The 19,606-nt window shown below is 39.1% G+C and carries 19 protein-coding genes; 8 read left to right on the forward strand and 11 right to left on the reverse strand.

Annotated features, from left to right (window positions below):
• Positions 1-2: 2 nt before the first annotated feature.
• Positions 3-3,332, forward strand: a complete 3,330-nt coding sequence (locus ACOKFD_RS14260; protein ID WP_422858524.1) for an FG-GAP-like repeat-containing protein — start codon at positions 3-5, stop codon at positions 3,330-3,332.
• 11 nt (positions 3,333-3,343) lie between these two features.
• Here the strand turns inward: ACOKFD_RS14260 and ACOKFD_RS14265 are convergent, their stop codons facing one another.
• Entirely contained in the window at positions 3,344-4,519 is a 1,176-nt protein-coding gene (locus ACOKFD_RS14265) for a glycoside hydrolase family 5 protein (RefSeq protein ID WP_422858525.1), read from the reverse strand.
• 209 nt (positions 4,520-4,728) lie between these two features.
• Here ACOKFD_RS14265 and ACOKFD_RS14270 point away from each other — a divergent pair, with 209 nt between their 5' ends.
• Together ACOKFD_RS14270 and moaC are read left to right on the forward strand one after the other, a co-directional pair.
• Positions 4,729-5,169: a molybdenum cofactor biosynthesis protein MoaE gene (locus tag ACOKFD_RS14270; RefSeq protein WP_422858526.1), complete on the forward strand. Its 441-nt coding sequence runs from the start codon at positions 4,729-4,731 to the stop codon at positions 5,167-5,169.
• Positions 5,170-5,173: 4 nt separating this feature from the next.
• Positions 5,174-5,602 (forward strand): cyclic pyranopterin monophosphate synthase MoaC, encoded by a 429-nt coding sequence (moaC, locus tag ACOKFD_RS14275; RefSeq protein ID WP_422858527.1) that lies wholly within the window; start codon positions 5,174-5,176, stop codon positions 5,600-5,602.
• A gap of 23 nt (positions 5,603-5,625) precedes the next feature.
• On the opposite strand, the gene ACOKFD_RS14280 is transcribed toward moaC, so the two are convergent.
• On the reverse strand, positions 5,626-6,576 hold the full coding sequence (locus ACOKFD_RS14280; protein ID WP_422858528.1) for an NAD-dependent epimerase/dehydratase family protein: 951 nt from the start codon (positions 6,574-6,576) through the stop codon (positions 5,626-5,628).
• 74 nt (positions 6,577-6,650) lie between these two features.
• On the opposite strand from ACOKFD_RS14280, the gene ACOKFD_RS14285 reads away from it, so the two are divergent.
• Positions 6,651-7,139 carry a hypothetical protein gene (locus tag ACOKFD_RS14285; protein ID WP_298995365.1) on the forward strand — a complete coding sequence of 163 codons (489 nt, stop codon included), beginning with the start codon at positions 6,651-6,653 and terminating at the stop codon, positions 7,137-7,139.
• Positions 7,126-7,635: a nuclear transport factor 2 family protein gene (locus tag ACOKFD_RS14290; protein WP_298995362.1), complete on the forward strand. Its 510-nt coding sequence runs from the start codon at positions 7,126-7,128 to the stop codon at positions 7,633-7,635. Before ACOKFD_RS14285 ends, ACOKFD_RS14290 begins: the two co-directional genes overlap by 14 nt.
• Here ACOKFD_RS14290 and ACOKFD_RS14295 read toward each other — a convergent pair.
• The 4 genes from ACOKFD_RS14295 to ACOKFD_RS14310 form a co-directional block, all read right to left on the reverse strand.
• Positions 7,632-8,333, reverse strand: coding sequence for a hypothetical protein (locus ACOKFD_RS14295; protein WP_422858529.1), 702 nt, complete (start codon positions 8,331-8,333; stop codon positions 7,632-7,634). The genes ACOKFD_RS14290 and ACOKFD_RS14295 overlap by 4 nt on opposite strands.
• A gap of 115 nt (positions 8,334-8,448) precedes the next feature.
• On the reverse strand, positions 8,449-8,823 hold the full coding sequence (locus ACOKFD_RS14300) for a hypothetical protein (protein WP_298995356.1): 375 nt from the start codon (positions 8,821-8,823) through the stop codon (positions 8,449-8,451).
• 120 nt (positions 8,824-8,943) lie between these two features.
• On the reverse strand, positions 8,944-9,753 hold the full coding sequence (locus ACOKFD_RS14305; RefSeq protein WP_422858530.1) for an SDR family oxidoreductase: 810 nt from the start codon (positions 9,751-9,753) through the stop codon (positions 8,944-8,946).
• Positions 9,746-12,025, reverse strand: a complete 2,280-nt coding sequence (locus tag ACOKFD_RS14310) for a M28 family peptidase (protein ID WP_422858531.1) — start codon at positions 12,023-12,025, stop codon at positions 9,746-9,748. The genes ACOKFD_RS14305 and ACOKFD_RS14310 overlap by 8 nt, the downstream gene beginning before the upstream one ends.
• A gap of 121 nt (positions 12,026-12,146) precedes the next feature.
• Between ACOKFD_RS14310 and ACOKFD_RS14315 the strand changes: the two genes are divergently transcribed.
• Complete coding sequence (locus tag ACOKFD_RS14315) at positions 12,147-12,617, forward strand: CBS domain-containing protein (protein WP_298995348.1); 471 nt, start codon at positions 12,147-12,149, stop codon at positions 12,615-12,617.
• 5 nt (positions 12,618-12,622) lie between these two features.
• On the opposite strand, the gene ACOKFD_RS14320 is transcribed toward ACOKFD_RS14315, so the two are convergent.
• From ACOKFD_RS14320 to ACOKFD_RS14330, 3 genes are read right to left on the reverse strand one after another with little or no spacing between them, the layout of a single operon-like run.
• Entirely contained in the window at positions 12,623-12,976 is a 354-nt protein-coding gene (locus ACOKFD_RS14320; protein ID WP_298995346.1) for a hypothetical protein, read from the reverse strand.
• Positions 12,977-12,985: 9 nt separating this feature from the next.
• Positions 12,986-13,558, reverse strand: coding sequence for a pentapeptide repeat-containing protein (locus tag ACOKFD_RS14325; protein ID WP_422858532.1), 573 nt, complete (start codon positions 13,556-13,558; stop codon positions 12,986-12,988).
• Positions 13,559-13,567: 9 nt separating this feature from the next.
• Complete coding sequence (locus ACOKFD_RS14330) at positions 13,568-16,714, reverse strand: VPS10 domain-containing protein (protein WP_422858533.1); 3,147 nt, start codon at positions 16,712-16,714, stop codon at positions 13,568-13,570.
• A gap of 157 nt (positions 16,715-16,871) precedes the next feature.
• On the opposite strand from ACOKFD_RS14330, the gene ACOKFD_RS14335 reads away from it, so the two are divergent.
• Together ACOKFD_RS14335 and ACOKFD_RS14340 are read left to right on the forward strand one after the other, a co-directional pair.
• Complete coding sequence (locus tag ACOKFD_RS14335) at positions 16,872-17,630, forward strand: SDR family NAD(P)-dependent oxidoreductase (RefSeq protein ID WP_422858534.1); 759 nt, start codon at positions 16,872-16,874, stop codon at positions 17,628-17,630.
• 14 nt (positions 17,631-17,644) lie between these two features.
• Positions 17,645-18,226 (forward strand): TetR/AcrR family transcriptional regulator, encoded by a 582-nt coding sequence (locus ACOKFD_RS14340; protein ID WP_422858535.1) that lies wholly within the window; start codon positions 17,645-17,647, stop codon positions 18,224-18,226.
• Positions 18,227-18,257: 31 nt separating this feature from the next.
• Here the strand turns inward: ACOKFD_RS14340 and ACOKFD_RS14345 are convergent, their stop codons facing one another.
• Together ACOKFD_RS14345 and ACOKFD_RS14350 are read right to left on the reverse strand one after the other, a co-directional pair.
• Positions 18,258-18,752 carry a DUF6265 family protein gene (locus tag ACOKFD_RS14345; protein ID WP_422858536.1) on the reverse strand — a complete coding sequence of 165 codons (495 nt, stop codon included), beginning with the start codon at positions 18,750-18,752 and terminating at the stop codon, positions 18,258-18,260.
• Between the two features lie 33 nt (positions 18,753-18,785).
• Positions 18,786-19,487 carry an SIMPL domain-containing protein gene (locus ACOKFD_RS14350; RefSeq protein ID WP_298995328.1) on the reverse strand — a complete coding sequence of 234 codons (702 nt, stop codon included), beginning with the start codon at positions 19,485-19,487 and terminating at the stop codon, positions 18,786-18,788.
• Positions 19,488-19,606: the final 119 nt, after the last annotated feature.

Genomic DNA, 19,606 nt, shown 5'->3' on the forward strand with positions numbered 1-19,606 from the left:
GTATGTGGAGAAATCTTGTAGTAATGTTTCTTTTGGTTTGTATCGGATGTAAATATAATTCCCAAAAAAAAGAGATTACAGAAAATGACGTTGAGAAATCGGAAAAAGTGATTTTTTCCAAACTCGCTCCAAATGAATCTGGAATCACATTTGAAAATAGGTTGGAAGAAAACGACACTTTGAACTACTTTACCTATCCCTACATCTATATGGGAGGCGGAATATCTGCAGGAGACATAAACAATGACGGCTTAACGGACCTCTTTTTTACCGGGAACATGGTTTCCAATAAGTTGTATCTGAACAAAGGGAATTTACAGTTCGAGGATATTACCGTCAGTGCCGGTTTGGATGGCGATAAAAGGTGGTATACCGGTACTACCATGGCCGATGTGAATGGTGATGGATTAATGGATATTTATTGTTTGGTGGCCGGTCAATCGGGAAACAAACAAAACCAACTCTTTATCAATAAGGGAGACAATACTTTTGAAGAACGAGCCGCCCTATATGGACTTAACGATGCCGGTAATAGTGTTGATGCAACTTTTTTTGATTTTGATAATGATGGCGACCTCGATGTATACGTAGCCAACTATCCCATAACACCATTTGAATACAATAGTTATAACTACAAGATGCGGATGGATCGTGTGACGGATTTAGAAACCGATAATCTCTATAGAAATGATGGGGACCGATTCACTAAGATTACTGAGACATCTGGAGTAAAACTATATAGTCTTTCTTTAAGTGTCACAGCCTCCGATTTAAATGAGGATGGATGGACAGACCTATATGTTTCCAACGATTTTAGCACCCCGGATTGCCTATATATTAATCAAAAGGATGGGACATTCAAGAATGAAATCAAGAATGCGACTTCCCACACCTCGTTCTATGGTATGGGAGCAGATATTGCCGATTTTAACAATGATGGTTTTATGGACATTGTTCAAATGGATATGGACGCTGCTTCAAATCGAAGGTCAAAAGCGAACATGGCCAGCATGAACCCCGAGCTTTTTGCCAACATAGAAAGAGTAGGTTTTCAGTATCAGTATATGCAGAACGCGCTACAACTAAATACGGGGTATCGTCATCAAGGTATCCCAAAATTTAAGGACATTTCTAGATTGGCAGGAATATCTTCCACGGATTGGAGCTGGGCCCCCTTGTTGGCGGATTTTGATAATGACGGCCTCAAGGATTTGTTTGTTTCAAACGGGACTCGTAGGGAAATTAACAATAAAGACTACTTTGAAAGTCTAAAAGGCGAGAAAAAACATGAGGATAGCTTATTGGTAAAAAGTCTTCGAATTCCTTCGGAGCCTATTGATAACTTCATCTTTAAGAATAACGGAGACCTTACTTTTTCAAAGAACAATAAGGCATGGGGTATAGAAGATAAAGGCTTTTCAAACGGTGCTGTTTATGCTGATTTGGATAATGATGGGGACTTGGAATTAATGACCAATAACATTGATAAGGTTGTCTCCATTTTTGAGAATCATAGCTCCGATTTAAACAACCACATTACTCTGGGCTTTAAAGGCAACCCAAAGAACAGCCAAGGTCTGGGGACTAAGGTCCATTTGTTTCACAAAACCACACATCAGGTTCAAGAAGTAACTTTGAGTAGAGGTTTTCAATCTTCCGTAGCACCTAGGTTACATTTTGGTTTGGGTGAAGATGATATCATCGATAGCCTTATAGTCATTTGGCCCGACCAAAAGATGCAGAAACTAACGGGAATAGAGGTCAACAAAAGCTTGACTCTGGATTTTAAGAATGCAAAACCGCATACCCAAAAACGGGAAGTAGCCAACCAATTTTTCAAAAGCTTTTCGGATACCTTGGCGTTGTACAAGCACAAAGAGAATACATTTGATGACTTTAAAAATGAGATTTTACTTCCGCATAAGACGTCTCAGTTTGGCCCAGGGTTGGCCGTTGGAGATTTGAATGGGGATGGTTTGGACGACTTCTATGTGGGGGCCGCATCAAAGTATCCTGGAGGCATGTTCTTCCAAAAAGAGGATGGTTCTTTTGAACAACAAAAACTGAAAATCTTATTACAAGATAGAATGCATGAGGATATTGGGGCGCTCATCTTCGATGCCGATAACGATGGAGATAATGATCTTTACATAGTAAGTGGAGGTAATGAGTTTAGACCAAATTCACCAATGCTACAGGATAGGCTATACATAAATCAAGGTAACGGGCAGTTCGAAAAAAGTGTAAATACGCTTCCTACTATACTTGAAAGTGGGAGTAGAGTCTATGCCTGTGATTTTGATAAAGACGGAGATAAAGACCTCTTTGTAGGTGGTAGACTTATACCTGGAAACTATCCTTATCCGGCAACAAGCTACATCCTCGAAAATAGAAGTACGGCAGGCTCTCCTAAATTTATCAATGCTTCGCAGACCCTTCTTCCAATTTTGAATCAGATAGGTCTTGTAACTTCTGCTCAATGGTTAGATTATGATGGAGATGGTTGGATGGATCTTGCTATTGCGGGTGAATGGATGAAGTTGCGGATTTTTAAAAATCAAGCGGGAAAGGGATTCAAGGAAGTCTCTAAAGAACTGGGATTGGAAGATACAAGAGGTTGGTGGTTTAGCCTAAAGGCAGATGATATTGACAATGACGGGGATTTAGACCTTATCGCGGGCAATTTGGGAGAGAATTATAAGTATAAAGCATCAGGAGAAGAAACCTTTGATATTTTCCTTAATGATTTTGATGGAAATCGCACCAATGATATTGTTTTGAGCTATTACAATGAGGGAGAGCAATATCCTGTCCGGGGAAGGGAATGCTCTTCGCAGCAAATACCATCCATAAAGGAAAAGTTCAAAAACTACGACGCTTTCTCAAAGGCAACTTTGGTTGATGTGTATGATGAAAAGAAATTGAAGAACAGCATTCACTACCAAATAGGTTCATTCAAAAGCAGCATTTTTATAAATGAAGGCGATACGTTTGTCCGAAGAGATTTGCCCTTAAAGGCTCAAGTTGCACCTACGAATCAGATTTTGGTTTCAGATTTTGATTTGGATGGAACAAAAGACATTGTCCTAGGGGGGAATTTATATGCATCAGAGGTGGAAACGCCAAGGGCAGACGCAGGTCACGGACTCTTTCTTAAAGGAAGTCCAGAATTGAGCTTTGAAGCAATGGGTCCCCAAAAAACTGGGCTCTATATGGATGGAGATGTTAAAGATTTGGCCATGATCACTATAAACGGGAAATCTTACATTCTAGTTGCCAAGAACAAAGATTTCTTGGAATTCATTGTTATAAAAAACAAGATTACATTGTGAGGTAACAATTTTTAATCGTTTGCTTCGACAATAATATCAGCTATGTTTCCAAAGGGCCAGGTCAGTGTCTGTCTGCTGAAAATAGCAAGGCCATCGTTGGAGACTCCACTATTTCCGTTGTCCCACCAAACACTTGCAAAACCTCTTTCTGCCGCCGCCTGGGCGTAAAATGTGGCATGTGCGATACGATCATCAAGGTTTTCTTGGTTTCCAGAAGCCCATTCTCCCAATACTACGGCTTTACCATTATCAGTGAACTTAGCTTTTATACGGTCCATCTCGGCCTCAAGTTGCGCCTTGTCATCATCGGTCCCCCATGTCGTGTCGGTCCCTTCCAACGTGAATGGGAATGGAAAATAAGAATGTAGTGATATTATAGTTCTTGGGTCATCATTCGGGATAATTAATGCATCCATCGTCAAAGGAAGTGTGCTTGCGGCATAGGTGGAAATCATGATTTGCCTTAGGCTATTGTTGCCTCCTGTGGCTCTAATAGCATCTAAACTCACCTGATGATATTGATTGACTACGTCTCTTCCTTCTGCAGTTCCGCCAGACCATTCTTCAGGAGTGTTTTCGTGTCTAGGTTCGTTTAAGGTTTCAAAAATGAGAAAGTCGCTATAGTTTTTGAATCGCTCCGCAATTTGGGTCCATAGCTTGGAAAGTCGGTCTTTCACTTCATCGGCTTGGGCATAGGTAGGTATTATCCAAGGGTCATCATGATGTACATTAACAATCACATACATATCGTTAGCCCTACCGTAGTTCACTACTTCTTCTACTCTGTCCAACCAACTATCTTCAACGATATAGTCGGGAGCAGGTCCTTGGTGAAAACGCCATGTTACAGGAACCCGCAAGGTATTGAACCCTCGCGCAGCTACTTCATCAATCATAGCCTTGGTGGTTGCCGGATTACCCCAGAATGTTTCGTCGGGTCCTTCTGCATCCAAGCTGTTCCCAAGATTCCAACCCGTTTTCATTTCGGATACAATGTCTGCCGAAGAAAGATTTCTCATAGTGCCATCGTCAAATTCACTCGGAGCACCGCTTTCATCACCTGGATTGGGTTCAGTTGGTTGTTCCTGTACAGGATTCTCGTTAGGTACAATAGTGATGCTTCCCGAATCAGAGCCACAGGAAAATAAGAAAAACAGAAAAACGAAAAATAGCATAGAATATCGCATTGGGAACAATTTTTTCTCAAAGATACGTACGAACAATACCCATATGCTAGTTGTTTTGATGCATAAACCAATAGAAATGTAGCATCAACATCTATTAAAAGGCTAATTCATTCTTATCCATTGTAAAACTTGAATTTCTTTCCAAATGAACCTTTAAAACAGGGTATGAGGAGAGTATTTTGTTTCCTACCTTAGCAAAAAGCTTTTCTATGGAGAAGAAAGTAAAACAGGTTTTTAGACAAGGAGCTATACCTCCAAGTTTCATTGCTGATTCCATTGCCAAACAGCAGTTAAAAACACAGATTGGGGCCCATGACATTTTCTTGGGACAAGTACGGGCTGATCTTATTGACGGTAAAACAGTGGCAGCTATTGAGTACACTGCCTATGAAGAAATGGCCAATCTTAAGTTCAATGAAATAAAGGAATCTACTTTTGAAAAGTTTGAAATCAACTGCATTCACATGTATCATAGTATTGGTAAAGTGAGGGTAGGCGAGATTTGTCTGTTTGTTTTTGTTTCCTCTCCGCATAGGAAAACCGCTTTTGATGCCCTACAATATGCGGTTGAAGAAATAAAAGCTGAGGTCCCGGTTTTTGGCAAGGAGCTCTTTGAAGATGATTCCTATCAATGGAAAGTGAATACATAGAATCATGGTTGATATTACAGAAAAAAAATCTACGCACCGTACTGCTATTGCACAGGCTATTGTAAAGGTAAGTTCCCAGAATACCATTAACGCCATAAAATCTGGTTCAGTTCCTAAGGGTGATGTCTTTTCTATGAGTAGAGCGGCAGGTTTTTTAGGAGTAAAGAAAACAGCAGATTTACTTCCCGATTGCCATCCGCTTCCCGTAGAGTTTTGCAGTATTGAGTTTCAAGTCGAACATTTGGAGATTCAGGTTTTGGTAACCGTAAAAACTTTTTATAAAACGGGAGTTGAGGTTGAAGCTATGCACGGGGCGAGTGTGGTGGCACTCAACATGTACGATATGTTAAAGCCGATTGATAAAGGAGTTGAGATTCACCATATTAAACTGCTAAAAAAAACAGGGGGAAAATCCGATATTGATATTAGCTGATTTTTCTTGGAAACCCACTAGATTTATCGAGTTTTCAAGCTAAGATTTTCCAACATTGCCTTGGTAGTGGCTGCCAAATCAAAATCCGGTTGCCACCCCCAATCCTTTCTTGCTGAGCTATCATCAATACTACTAGGCCATGAATCCGCGATTTGTTGCCTGAAATCTGGAAGATAACTAATTTCAAATTCCGGTATGTTTTTTTTGATGCTTTGAGCAATTTGCTGCGGAGTAAAACTCATACTTCCCAAATTATATGATGAGCGTACAGACAAAGCATCGGAATCACTTTCCATGATTGTTATAGTTGCTCTAATAGCATCTTCCATATACATCATGGGAAGTTGGGTATCTTCAGAAAGAAAACATTGATATTTTCCTGTATTCAAAGCTTCATGGTAAATGTCAACGGCATAGTCGGTAGTTCCACCTCCAGGCATGGTCTTCCAGCTAATTAGTCCTGGATAACGAAGACTTCTCACATCCACCCCGAACTTTTTGTGATAATACTCGCACCATCTTTCTCCAGACTGCTTGCTTATCCCATATACGGTACTAGGTTCCATTATGGTGTTTTGAGGCGTGTTTTGCTTTGGGGTGTTTGGCCCGAAAACTGCTATGCTAGAGGGCCAAAAGATTTTATTAATTTTCCCTTCCTTAGCTAGATTGAGGACATTGAACAAAGAATTCATATTCAGATTCCATGCCCTCATGGGAAACTTTTCTGCTGTAGCACTGAGCATGGCAGCCATTAGGTATACTTCTTCTATTTCATAATGCATGATTACATCCTCAATCGCTTCATAATTGGTAGCATCCAATAGTTCAAAAGGCCCTTTGGACATTAAGGATTCGCTACCTTCCCTAATATCGCTGGCCACAATGTTGTCTGCTCCATATTTTGCACGAAGTTCCATAGTAAGTTCCGTACCAATTTGGCCACATGCTCCTAGGATTAGGGTTGATTTTTGCATTGAAAAAAGAAATTATTTGTGTTATTGCGTAAAGATAGCCTTTCTTAAAATTTGTAGATTCGCCTATGCAAAAAATGAAAGCAATAATTGTTTTATTGGTTATACTGGGCTGTAAGGAAAGGCAAACTCCAGAAGTGGATTCACAAAAGGAAATACAAGAATTTGAGTATCAAAAATTGCCCAAGAAATTGGAGGTAAGCGCTGAGGCAGCCACTATCTTGAATGAATGGCCAGAGTTTATGGCATTTAACAGTAGTGTTGATGTCTTGTACAAATCTACCAATAATGAAGACCTTAGTTTGGCTATTGACGATTTGTTGGAAAAGGAAAAAGAGCTTTCGGCCAGTACTTATCCCGAACCTTTTGATTCATTTCAAATAAAAAGTAGGCAGAGGGTCTTTAGGACATTACTTTTAAAAGTCAAGGCAAATGTTTTGAACAAATCAGGTACCACAGAAACCACTATAGAATTGCTTGAAGCTTACAACATAATTCGACAACAGTTCAACAGCATACTCAGTAGCCAACTTGACACAAAACTAATACTAGATGAAGAAGAGTAAATTGATATTAATACTTGTATTGACAGTTCCTTTTTTGGGAGTTGGACAGGATACAGAAAAAACTGCGATTAGCACCCTTTTAGATGCTTGGCATAAAGCTGCGGCCGATGCCGATTTTGAGGGGTATTTTTCCAAAATGACTGAAGAAGGGGTTTTTATAGGAACAGATGCTACCGAAAACTGGCAGAATAAAGACTTTCGCGCTTTTTCCAAACCTTATTTTGATAGAGGAAAGGCATGGAGCTTTACTGCGGTAGAACGAAATATCTACGTTGGAGACTCAGGAAAAATTGCTTGGTTTGACGAGCTGTTGGACACCCAAATGAAGTTATGTAGAGGTTCTGGGGTTGTTAAAAAAGAAAATGGGCAATGGAAAATTGCCCATTATGTACTTTCAATAGCTGTTCCGAATGAAAATGTTACTGAATTGATAAGGCTTAAAGAAAAGAAGGACAATATCTTATTGCAACAGTTCAGGGAGCAAAAACAAAACTAATTCTGTTCACCTTCGGCAGCCTTCTCTTTTCTTGCAACCAAGGCTTGCTTGCTCAAACTGGCCAAGTTAAAATTGGGTTCAATTTTTAAGGCTTCATCAATCGATGCAATAGCGGTATCAATATTGTTTTTGTCCTTGTTGTATGCAACCAATCCCTGCAGGTGGTAAAAGGCCGCTTTTAATGAAACTTCATACGGTTGTTGACGCTCATAAAAGGCGTATTTCATCTCATCTGTAGAATTCGATAACCCATAATCAATATTGGTAGTGGCACCATCATTATCACCAACCTGAATTTTTAAATCGGCGATTTCATAAGCTAAGTACGCGGAAGGAGTTCGTGTAAACAACAATTCGAAATGCTCCAAAGCCCTTTTGGGTTGATTGAGAGCCTTCAGTGAAACTGCTTTCACTTGAACGGCTAGGTCGGAGTCATCCGTTTTCTTTTCAATACCAATGGTATTCAAAGCTTGCAAGTGTTGATTGTTGTTCATGTACACATAGGCAAGTGTATCCTTTCGCTCTTTGGAGGGAGCCAGAACATTTAGATGTGTTAAGGCATTGATTATCCCATTTACATCTCCCTGTAAACGCATTTCATTATAAAATGCCCTATAATGGTCTTCTAAATCTGTATTGGACTGTGCAAATGAGCTGAGGCTTGTTAAAAACAATGCTATCCAAAGAATATTTTTCATGTGTTCCATTTTTTAGTGGGCCAAAACTAAAAAAATTATTGGTATACCTCTGTTAAAGAACAAGTAAAGACAGAGCAGTTGTCCTTTTTAAGAGGAAACGTCTTTCTTTTAATGCCTATATGGCCATGAAAGTGATGTCCTTATTGGAATATTGTTTGAGCAATCGGGCATAAAATGCTAAACTTTTTACATCCTGTGCAAGACAGGATTTTAGAAAAGTGGTAAGCTGTTCATAAAAAAGGTTGACTGGCATTGTGGAAACAACCGTGTTTATGGTTTTGGGGTCGTACTCCATATCATTTAGTACCACATCCATTTTTATTCGATGCCGATTATAATCTATTTCGACATCTGCTGCATTGTAGTGTTTTCTTAAAATCGACTTATGAAAGTCTTGACATCTTGAGGTTATGTTGGGGTTTGCACTACTTTTTGTAATCAAATTCTCCATCTCCATCAAGATTCTTATCGCTAATCTTGAATTTCCCATTGCTTTATCACTTAATCTGGTGTAAAAGTAGGTATAACTCAAGTTAACTTACTTGTAATCAGCGCTTTGTTAACTTAAAATTATCTTAATTGTTGCGAAATGTCAATTTTCTGTGGTCAATTAAGAGACTATTGAAGTGAAAAATTTATGGGATTTGTTAATGAAATTCCTACTTTTTACAATTCCACGAACACTTTTGGATGAAGTAGCCTCATATCCCGGTATTGGGAGGTTTCTTTTTATGGCTTCTTGGGTATAGTATTCCTTTTTTGTGGGATGTAATGGATAGGCCGCATTAAAGATCTCATCCCAATATTCATTCTTAATAATGGTATGGATAATATGGATACAATCATCAAGATGAATAAGATTCACCGGGTCATTTCCATTCGTCAACCCCTTTTTATTGGAGAGCATGGTGACCGGGTGTCTTGTAGGCCCAATCAGACCACCAAAACGGATGATGGTTGTTTTGAATTTTTGGTCCTCTTTAAACAGGTTTTCACAAACCAATAACTGTTTTCCAGATTCGGTAAAGGGTTGAGGTGTGCTATCCTCTGTTATTTCGCCTGTAATATTTCCATAGACCGAAGTGCTGCTAGCAAAAACAATGTTTTCAACTGAACTGCCCATTAATTTTGAATGGAGGCGCTTCATTTTTTCAACATAGCTTTCAGCGTTTGATTTTCTTAGACGAGGAGGTACGTTGATGATGAGAATCTTAACCTTATTCAGGAAATCTTCTATTTTACCCTGAATAGAATCACTGTGAAGGGCTATTTGATAGGGTTCAATACCGCTATGCTTTAGCAATTCCATTTTTGATGCAGAGGTTGTAGTTCCATGAACCTCATATCCCAAGTTTACTAATTCCTTAGCTAGGGGGAATCCTAACCAACCGCATCCTAATACACCAATAGATTTATTCAAACTTTAGGGTTTTTATGAGCAAAATGGCATCATTCAATACAAAAGGCATTGGAATACTGTTTTTTGGTCGTTCGGGGATTGTAAACAACGAGTTGGTCAACAAATCATTGCTGGATTCATAAAATGTAAGCTCCAAAACAGAATCTTTAGGAAAACTGAGTTCCAATTCTGTGTAGTCGTTATCGCTTACAAAATGAGTAGCCAAGCGTCTTTTTCTCTTTTCCAGATAATAGCTTGAAAAGGGAAGGTTATTTATTTTGGCAGAGTTTAGCTGTATCGCATTTGTATAAACATCCAACCGGTTTATATCCCTTTTTGGGGTAAAACATAGCTCCAAAACTCTTTCATTTCCTATAATTGTATCTGTAACAGTGTCTATAATAGGGAGCTCAATGTTTTTTTTCTGTGTGTTATTCACATAGGTAAAATTAGAGCGGTATTTACTGGGAATGGTTCTAAATTCATTTGGCTCCGGTACTTTTTTGTCTCTTCCCAAATACTGGCTGTTCCACTCAATGAGGGAATGATCATAGGTGGCCCAGATGGCTTCGTCCTTATCAATATCATGAACATACATTAAACTACTGGGCTTTGGTCTATCTTCTGTAAAATCGGATTGAATATGCCCCGAGATACTAAAAATGATGAACAGGAATAGGAGTAGGTAAGCAAATCTGTTCTTGCTCTTTAATTGAGCTACATAAGGAAGTGTCAAAAAGAACAATAGGGTGCAGAACAATGTAGAAGCCATTAGCATTTTCAATCCAAGACCTACGGGAAACATTTTAATAAAGGGGGCATAAATGAAAATCGCTGGCAGACTCAAAAAAACCAATAGAAAAGGGTTAGGTTCTTCTTGCTTCATTATGACAAGCAATGCTGCGAGAACTCCAAACACTGGAATTATAAAAAAACTGGCACCTTCCAAATAAAAGGCGACCAACCAACAAATAGTAATCCATAGAAAAATGGGAAATACTAATAGGTCTTGGATTTTTGTCTTTCTGAATTTGTGGTAGACCCAAAAACAAACCGCACATGACAGTAGCGTATAAATCGCGATATAGGTATGGCCATTGTACGTGAAGCCATGCAACATATCTTTGAACCCAGGATACCACCAAGTAATGGCCGTCCATGCAAAATATCCAAAAGCACCATTAATGACAAGAACAATTAGGGCTGGCAATGTTCCCCTCAGAATTCCCTGCGTAGAGAGTTGCTTTTTTCTAAATCCATATATAAGCAATCCTACAAACAACAGACTCACAATCCATAGCATGGGAAAAATCCATTCGAATGGATAAGCAATGAGCCCGTAAAACGGAAGATTTACATAAATTAAGTCGTTTAGACTCTTAAGATTGGTTAAGTCAGCTTGACTGAAATGATTCAATAAAGGCATTAAGTAAGAACCTTGATGAGCCAGTGTTTTTTTGTCCAATCGGTCGTGAATATCCAATGCCGTGTGGTAATCAAAGTGATCATCAATAAAGGCAAAATTGAACCCCTCGATATCTTCGTCTTCTCTAAAAACAGTTAAATCTGTATCATTGGGCAACATTTTATAAATACTGTAAGCCAATGAGTTGGCAACTGGGAACTTGGGGTTCGCCTTTATGAACTCATCAATTAACCTTGCATTCCCTCTATTGGTTTCTACCAACATATAACTTGGCCCTCCGCTACCACGTGCCTCAAAGTTCAGCACCAGTCCCACATCTTTAGCCCAAGGGTGCTCATTCACAAAAAGTTCTGCTCCGTTTAGACCAAGTTCCTCCGCATCTGTAATTAGTAGGATGATATCATTTTTAGGGACGTTGTCTTTTTCCAGATATGCCCGTATACCCTCTAAGATTGTGGCTACACCACTTCCAGCGTCACTTGCTCCATAGGAGGAGTGAGGATGGCTATCATAATGGGACAATAAGAGCAGGGCTTTTCCTTTGGTAGTGCCTTCAATGCGAGCTAAAATATTAGTGGCCTTAGTTAATGTTGAATGATCACCAAGAACGTAACCCTCCTGTAGGGATGTTTCTAGACCAAGTTTTTTTAACTCCGAAATAATGTAAGCTCTTACCCTTTGATGTCCTTGAAAACCTACTGCATGAGGTTCTTTTGATAAATTCTCCACATGAATTAGAGCACGGTCTGTAGAAAATTCTGAAGAAGTGATATCAATGTCATTTTCATATTGGGGCATAAGTGACCTAAAGCTCCAATATATTGCTAAAAGCATTAATAAAAAGGCTAAAGATTTGGACAGTTTCATGGGAAGCTATGTTGATGGCTAAATTTATGAAATTATGAAAGGTTCTCATATTATGCCTTAAAAATTTAAAAAATTCGCGGAATTTTCCTATATTTAATATTCAACCCTAAAAAGTAACCCTATGGGAATCAAGAGTTTTCAAGGAGTCCGATCAAAAGATTCTGGAAAGAAAGAATTCAATGCGCCCATTTTGGTAGAGGATTATATGACCAAAAAATTGATTACGTTCTCACCAGAACAATCCATATTGGAAGTAATGGAAGCTTTTGCCAAACACCATATATCAGGTGGACCGGTAATGGATAAAAATGGGTTCTTAGTAGGGATTATTTCTGAAGCGGATTGTATGAAGCAAATTTCAGAAAGTCGCTACTTCAATCAACCAATTTTAGATAAGAGTGTAGAGAAGTACATGACAAAAAATGTACAGACCATACCCCACGATATGAGCATATTTGATGCGGCGGGTGTATTTGATAAACACAATAGACGTAGACTTCCAGTCATGAAAAATGACATTCTAGTTGGACAAATAAGTAGAAAGGATATTGTTATTGCTGCATTGAAACTAAATGCGCAAAACTGGAAATAGTCTAACTATTCTCGCTTCACTATCATAAATCTATCATTTTCCAAAGGGAGATATCCGAAATCATATAGAAAGTAATATGTAGTGCCTTTTTTGGTAGTGTACAAATTGGTAAAGTACTCAAAGTCGAAGCCTTTATCCATGAGTTTCATTTTGGTGGTCGTGGTCTTACCATCCTTTAGAGTATGTCCACTCAGTATTCTGTAATTTTTTCGGAGTTTATTGTTGATGTTTCTTAGCAAGTTCTTGCTATCCTTGTTCAATCGGTTGTTGTAGCTGTTTCTGCAGTGGTCCGAGCAGTATTTTTTATCTACCCTGCCAACTACTTTCTCGCCACATTCCAAGCAGGCTTTTTCCAACATGTTTAAGATTTAGGTAATCACAATATCGTATTTTTTTAATAAACCAATACTGTTCTCCTTGCTGAACCGTGCTTTTTTAAGGTGATTTTTTTCTAAGTCAATAGTAAAGTTGAACGCTGTAGTAAAATCCGCTTTCTCTAAAACAGTTTGATGAAAAACAGCCTTTTCTAAATTGCAATTGTGAAATGTGGATGCGGTAAGGTTGGTTTCGGTAAAATCGGTTTGTTCAAAACTACATTCTCCAAAAAAAGTTTTTGGTAGGGAAAGCTCAAAAAAAGAAGCAAAACCAAGATTGCAATTGGTAAAACCCATAGATAAGAACAGCGTATCACAATCTTCAAAACGAAGCCCGATTAATTTGGAATCTGAAAAAGAGCATTCCTTAAAAGTTGTGTGTTTAATATTGGCATTGGTTAAATCACAGTCTATAAACTCACATTCCATAAAGGTTTGATTGTCTAAAAAACCATTGGAGAATATGCAATTGCGAAAAACACAATTTTCATATTCTGCCTTTGGAAGAGGTACTTGCGAATAATCCTTCCCTATATATTCCTTATCCGCAATAAACGGTTTTTGCATCTATATGAGCTATTCTTTCAAAAGAAGGGCAGGTAGTTTAAGTTCTTGAAAAAGACTGTTGAACTTGGCCATTTCGTTATCCACAATAGCTTTCTTTTCATTTTCAAATGTGTTCCATTTACCTAAAAGGTCATTCAAACGTTCCTTGACACCTTCTGTAACTTTAGGCTCTGCAGTATCCACAAATCCTTTAAGATGCATGAAATCCGCATTTAACTGATTGTGAAAATTAATGACATCCTGAAATGTTTTTTGATTGGGCTGGATAAGCTTTTCTTCCCAAGTTTTGATTCTTTTTACCAGAGAATCACCGAGTTTGACAAGTTCTTTTGCATTTTCATTGTCCTTTAATAAATCGTCATAAGCCAAGAGCTGTTTTTTAGCTGAACGCATTTGGTTCACGGCTTTATGCATGGAGGTAATGGCATTCTCAATCTGATTTAGAATCTGCTGTTGCTCGGAGTAATCTGCTGGGGTCGCATTTATTTTTGGGTTTGCGAGAACCTTGGCTTCGGTTTCAACGGTTTGGTCCTCCAAAGTAAGTCGTAAAGTATATGAACCAGGTTCTACTCTTGAACCGTTGTAATTTCCAAAAACAAAAACTTTATCTATTGAGGGAATCTGATTTTTTCTAAAATCCCATACAAATCGATTGAATCCTTTTTTTGATGGGAGCACTGCAGGTTTTGGTGGTCCTCCAGGCCATGACTTGAAATCCTTGGGCTTTTTGTTGTTGATAGTTCTGATGACCTTTCCATTCTGAACCACTTCAAGTTTTAAATCCAAAGAATCTGCATCCTTATGTAGGTAATAATCAAAGATTACTCCGGATTTTGGATTTTGCCCTAATCCTGGAACCGGCTTTTCAGGACTGCCTCCAAAAATACGATAGGTATCCTTGGGTTGAAACAAGGTGAGGCTGTTTTCATTACCATTTATAGTTTGCAAAGTGGACAAATCATCCAGAATCCAAAAAGAGCGACCTGCCGTAGCGATTACCAAGTCATTATCTTGAATGATAAGGTCATTGATGGGAACCACCGGAAGATTCAATTGGAACTTTTGCCAGTTCAGACCATCATCAAACGAAATGTAGAGTCCGGTTTCTGTTCCCGCATATAAAAGTCCTTTTCGCTTTTTATCTTCCCGAACCGCTCGCACAAAAGTGTGTTTGTCTTTAATACCTTCCGTGATTTTTGTCCAAGTTGTACCATAATTGGTTGTTTTGAAAACGTACGGTTTTAAATCCATGGATTTATATCGCATTACGGCAACGTAAGCAGTACTTGGATTATGAGGGGAAACCTCTATACTGTTTATTATACCTGCTCCGATATTGGGAGGAGTAATGTTTTCCCAGTTATCCCCACCATTCTTGGTAATGTGCAATAGACCGTCGTCTGTTCCGGCATAGAGAACGCCTTCTTCGTGGGGGGATTCCACCAAATACATGATGGTATTATAGTTCTCGCCTCCCGCGGCTTCATTGGTATAAGGTCCACCCCCGGGGCCTTGTTTTTCTTTTTCGTTTCTGGTTAAATCCGGACTCACAACCTCCCAGCTTTGTCCACCATCTTGGGTTTTGAATACTACATTTCCAGCGTGATAAATGGTATTTCTATCGTGGGGTGAACTGATAATAGGCGCATTCCAATTATACCTGAACTTAAAGTCCTTGGGCACTTTGCCCAAACCTAATTCGGGATATTCTTTAATAGGTTTACCTTCTCTGGAAGCCTTTACCCACTTTTCAATGATGCCTTGATAGCATCCACCATATACAACTTCTGGATTGTCAGGATCAAAAGCCAAATACGCACTTTCGCAACCAGCAACGGAGTACCAATCCTTCCAGTCAATTCCATTATCATTGGTTCTGCTTGCAATGGCAATGGCTGAATTATCCTGCTGACCGCCATACACATTATAAGGAACCAAATTGTCAGTTATTACCCGATAAAACTGTGATGTGGGTTGATTTTGTTGGGTGCTCCAGCTTTTTCCTCCATTATTGGAGACGTTAGCTCCTCCATCATTGGAATTTATCATCTTGGAGTTATCAAAAGGATGTATCCAAAGATGGTGATTGTCGCCATGCGGTGTCGGAAGCGGAGTGAATGTTTTGCCGCCATCAATGGATTTGGTTACAGGAGCATTAAGCACGTAAACCATATTCTCATCTTGAGGGTCCGCGAAAATCTCCATGTAGTACCAAGAACGTGCTATATTGATTCGATTTGAGTTGACCTGTTTCCATTTTTTTCCAGCATCATCACTTCGATATACACCTCCTTTTTTCCCCTCTGCCTCAATTACGGCAAAAACGCGTTCTGGATTGGCTCTGGAGACAGAGATTCCTGCCTTTCCGAACTCTTTGGGCAATCCTTCTTTTAGTTGTTCCCAGTTAGAACCACCGTCAACGGATTTATAGATTCCCGAATTTTCCCCTCCAGATTCAATCTTCCAAGGAAAACGCTGGTGTTGCCACATGGCAGCATACAAAATCAAAGGATTTTTCATATCCATGGATAAAGATGAAGCACCGGTAATCGTATCTACAAAAAGGACACGTTCCCAAGTTTCTCCTCCATTAAGTGAACGATAAATACCTCGTTGTTCTGATGGACCGTACTGAGCCCCTTGGGCCGAAATAAATATGATGTCTGGATTGGTAGGATGAATAATCACATCTGAAATGTGCCGGGTTTCATCAAGACCTATATGTTTCCAAGTTTTTCCTGCGTCAGTTGACTTATAAACACCATCACCCATAGAAGTCATTACTCCCCGAGCAGCATGTTCGCCCATTCCCACAACCACAATGTTTGGATTGCTTTCTGAAACTGCTATTGCACCAACGGTTCCAGTATTTAACTGGCCATCGGAGATATTTTTCCAGGTAATACCGTCATCCACGGTTTTCCAAATACCACCGCCCGTTGAGCCCATATAATAGGTCATGGATTGGCCAACTACTCCTGAGGAGGCTACACTTCTACCACCACGAAAAGGGCCAATATTTCGCCATTTCAATCCATGAAACATAGAATCCTGGAGAACAACTTTTGGAGCGGAAGTATTCCTTTTAAGTCGTTGTGCCTGATGACTATTGGGTATTAAGAATAAAAGAACTAAGAGAAAAGAGTAAGGTTTCATTTGAGTTGGAATTAGTCTCTTGAAAGATACAAAACCCCAACCGATTTGTTAAAACAAAGATAAAATCAATTTTTTATTTGGAACGAATGTTCTAAAACGAATATGTTTGTATCGGAATGAACATTCCAAAATAAAACAAACCCTAAATAAAATCAAAATGGGAAATCTAGAAGGTAAAGTAGCTGTAGTAACCGGAGGAAATAGTGGTATCGGTTATGCCTCAGCCAAAAAATTTAAAGAGCAAGGAGCTAATGTAATTATCACGGGTCGCTCCGAAGAAAAAGTAAACGCTGCCGCAAATGAGCTAGGTGTTCAAGGTGTTGTAGCTGATGTTAAGGATCTCAACGCTTTGGACAGATTAGTTGCTCAAGTAAAAAACAATCACGGTGTGGTTGACATTCTATTTGTTAATGCAGGCATTTTTGCTCCGGCACCAGTAGGCCAGATTACAGAAGAAATGTTTGATAATCAGATGGGAATCAACTTTAAAGGAGCGGTATTTACCGTTGAAAAGTTCTTACCCATTATTAAAGATGGTGGCGCCATTATCAACTTGTCTTCAGTCAATGCCTATACAGGTATGCCCAATACTGCCGTTTATGCCGCAAGTAAAGCAGCAATGAACTCGTATACAAGAACGGCGGCAACTGAGTTGGCGCCAAGAAAAATTCGCATCAATTCGGTGAATCCTGGCCCGGTATACACCCCTATTTTTGGGAAAACAGGTATGCCTGAGGAGCAATTGAACGGTTTTGCCGAAGCCATGCAAGATAGAATTCCTCTAAAACGTTTTGGACAGCCTGAGGATATTGCCAGTTTGGTAAACTTTCTAGCATCAGATGAGGCCTCCTTTATCACCGGTGCCGAATACAATATTGACGGTGGTATAAATGTCAATCCATTATTAGTGGGATAAGCTTATTTTTGTGTATGCCACGTACCAAACAATTTAATGAAAAGGAAGTATTGAATAGAGCTATGGAACTCTTTTGGGAAAAAGGGTTTCATGCTACTTCCATTCAAGATTTGGTGTCTCATTTAGGGATAAATCGTGCCAGTCTCTATGATACTTTTGGTGGTAAGGAAGCTCTATTCAATCAAGCGTTTCAAGAATATTGCAACTCATCTGGAAACATGGTTAAGGGTCTTCTGGAAAGTGAATCTTCGGTAAAGAAGGCATTTGAAAAGCTTTTCAATTTTGCTATTCAAGAAACAGTGAGTGATACATCAAGAAAAGGATGCTTTGTGGTCAACACAACAACTGAGCTAATCCCTGGAGATGAAGTCATTCATAACATCCTTTGTGAAAATTTGGAAAATGGAGCAGAGACGTTCACTTCGGTAATTCAAAAAGGAATTGACCAAGGAGAAATCGATATCTCAAAAAACGCCAAAGACCTTGGGTTGATGCTTTTCACATTTTACAATGGGTTCAGAGTGGTCTCTAAAATAGATGCGGACCCAAAGAAATTGGAGAGAATGGTTATTACAGCCTTGTCTGTCTTGGATTAGGGGTTAAACCCTAAACTTCGAGCAGTTTTACTCAGGTTTTCACCCGTTCATACCGAAAGGCAACCTTTCTTTCCTTCCCACTCTCACTTACCAAAACATGAAAGTTAACGTGGTTCTTGTTTATTTTTTCGATGGTCATTCCCTCAAAAAACACTTTTTCACCTTCAATTTTTACGAGCTTAAAATCGACTGTTTCATCTTTTTCTTCCCATCCTTTGAGGTCACCATTAAAATGTTTCAGTTGAAGTATCAGCGTCTCATCCCGTTCTAAAATATGTCCTATTTCGTAAAAGGTAACCTCCCCATCATTCATTAGTCTAAAAACAAACATCATTGAATTTCCTTGAGGTGGACTCCATATCTCTTCGGTCATACCGCCAAAGGCTTCACCTTTCCAATGACCTGCCAGCCATGCAACCTCACTCAAGGAGGCTTTGGGCGGTTGCTGATTTTTTTCGAGTTGTACAGTGTTCTGTGTACTTAGACCTAAGGTCATTAAGAGTGCAAAAAATAAATTGGTTTTCATGGTTGTCTTTTTTAAAAGACGAACCAACTTCTGTTAATTGGACAATGCAAACTTTACATTCACGGAAGTCTCTACTTTGATTTGTTCAAAATCAACATCCAAAGGTTCCGGTGATTGAGCCACAGCAGCTTCAGCATACACATTTATTTTCTGTCTTGCATAAGTTCTGGGATAATATGGCTGCGAACTGTCTACAATATGGATAGCATTCCCCACTTTTTGATTCAACGGAGCGGTAAGGGCATCTGCCTTTTTCTTTGCTTTTTTAACGGCTTTTGATTTTAGTTCAAGCTCTAAGGCATCCATTTTGGAGTACTCGGTTTTCTCTAAATACGTATTTGCAATTTTCAATCTTTCTAAGGCGGCCAAAGCATCACCTGCCTGTTTTCCGGAATACACTAGAAGGGAAAAACTTTTGCTCTTTAATACGTCTTTTTGGCGTAAAAAATACTTTTTGAAATTACTGCTCAAATCCTTGATGAATAATTGTTTGTCCAAATTAATTCCTAATGAGCGAAAGGCCTGGGCCATTTTGTTCTCTTGTTCTTCAACTGATTTTCTTCCCTTGGAATCTTTTTCAGTAATGGTAATGCTCAAGTAGATTTTATCTGGTGTTACCAAGGTATCAACACGGGCAGAGGTTTCTAGATAAGGAACATCCAGAAAACTTTTGGTTTGCGCAAAAGCAGAAATCGAAATAATTGATACAACTAGGAGGAAAGCTAACTTTTTCATTGAGGTCAGATTTTAAGTTAAATACCGTATTGCTAAGTTACTCGATAGAGTCCAAAGTCCATGCCAGAAGTAAAAACATCTAAAAAATTATTATGTTCGTTCAGTGAGCTTTAGGATTC

This window comes from Flagellimonas ulvae, from assembly GCF_049333175.1.
Classification (GTDB): domain Bacteria; phylum Bacteroidota; class Bacteroidia; order Flavobacteriales; family Flavobacteriaceae; genus Flagellimonas.

What these genes read in the sequence shown, in the direction of transcription:
- ACOKFD_RS14280 (WP_422858528.1), bottom strand. Translation starts at nt 6,576, where the DNA reads ATGCAAAAATCAACCCTAATCCTAGGAGCATGTGGCCAAATTGGTACG.
- ACOKFD_RS14260 (WP_422858524.1), top strand. Translation starts at nt 3, where the DNA reads ATGTGGAGAAATCTTGTAGTAATGTTTCTTTTGGTTTGTATCGGATGT.
- ACOKFD_RS14290 (WP_298995362.1), top strand. Translation starts at nt 7,126, where the DNA reads ATGAAGAAGAGTAAATTGATATTAATACTTGTATTGACAGTTCCTTTT.
- ACOKFD_RS14350 (WP_298995328.1), bottom strand. Translation starts at nt 19,487, where the DNA reads ATGAAAAAGTTAGCTTTCCTCCTAGTTGTATCAATTATTTCGATTTCT.
- ACOKFD_RS14335 (WP_422858534.1), top strand. Translation starts at nt 16,872, where the DNA reads ATGGGAAATCTAGAAGGTAAAGTAGCTGTAGTAACCGGAGGAAATAGT.
- ACOKFD_RS14340 (WP_422858535.1), top strand. Translation starts at nt 17,645, where the DNA reads ATGCCACGTACCAAACAATTTAATGAAAAGGAAGTATTGAATAGAGCT.
- moaC (WP_422858527.1), top strand. Translation starts at nt 5,174, where the DNA reads ATGGTTGATATTACAGAAAAAAAATCTACGCACCGTACTGCTATTGCA.
- ACOKFD_RS14345 (WP_422858536.1), bottom strand. Translation starts at nt 18,752, where the DNA reads ATGAAAACCAATTTATTTTTTGCACTCTTAATGACCTTAGGTCTAAGT.
- ACOKFD_RS14325 (WP_422858532.1), bottom strand. Translation starts at nt 13,558, where the DNA reads ATGCAAAAACCGTTTATTGCGGATAAGGAATATATAGGGAAGGATTAT.
- ACOKFD_RS14285 (WP_298995365.1), top strand. Translation starts at nt 6,651, where the DNA reads ATGAAAGCAATAATTGTTTTATTGGTTATACTGGGCTGTAAGGAAAGG.
- ACOKFD_RS14265 (WP_422858525.1), bottom strand. Translation starts at nt 4,519, where the DNA reads ATGCGATATTCTATGCTATTTTTCGTTTTTCTGTTTTTCTTATTTTCC.
- ACOKFD_RS14270 (WP_422858526.1), top strand. Translation starts at nt 4,729, where the DNA reads ATGGAGAAGAAAGTAAAACAGGTTTTTAGACAAGGAGCTATACCTCCA.
- ACOKFD_RS14310 (WP_422858531.1), bottom strand. Translation starts at nt 12,025, where the DNA reads ATGAAACTGTCCAAATCTTTAGCCTTTTTATTAATGCTTTTAGCAATA.
- ACOKFD_RS14330 (WP_422858533.1), bottom strand. Translation starts at nt 16,714, where the DNA reads ATGAAACCTTACTCTTTTCTCTTAGTTCTTTTATTCTTAATACCCAAT.
- ACOKFD_RS14300 (WP_298995356.1), bottom strand. Translation starts at nt 8,823, where the DNA reads ATGGGAAATTCAAGATTAGCGATAAGAATCTTGATGGAGATGGAGAAT.
- ACOKFD_RS14315 (WP_298995348.1), top strand. Translation starts at nt 12,147, where the DNA reads ATGGGAATCAAGAGTTTTCAAGGAGTCCGATCAAAAGATTCTGGAAAG.
- ACOKFD_RS14295 (WP_422858529.1), bottom strand. Translation starts at nt 8,333, where the DNA reads ATGAAAAATATTCTTTGGATAGCATTGTTTTTAACAAGCCTCAGCTCA.
- ACOKFD_RS14320 (WP_298995346.1), bottom strand. Translation starts at nt 12,976, where the DNA reads ATGTTGGAAAAAGCCTGCTTGGAATGTGGCGAGAAAGTAGTTGGCAGG.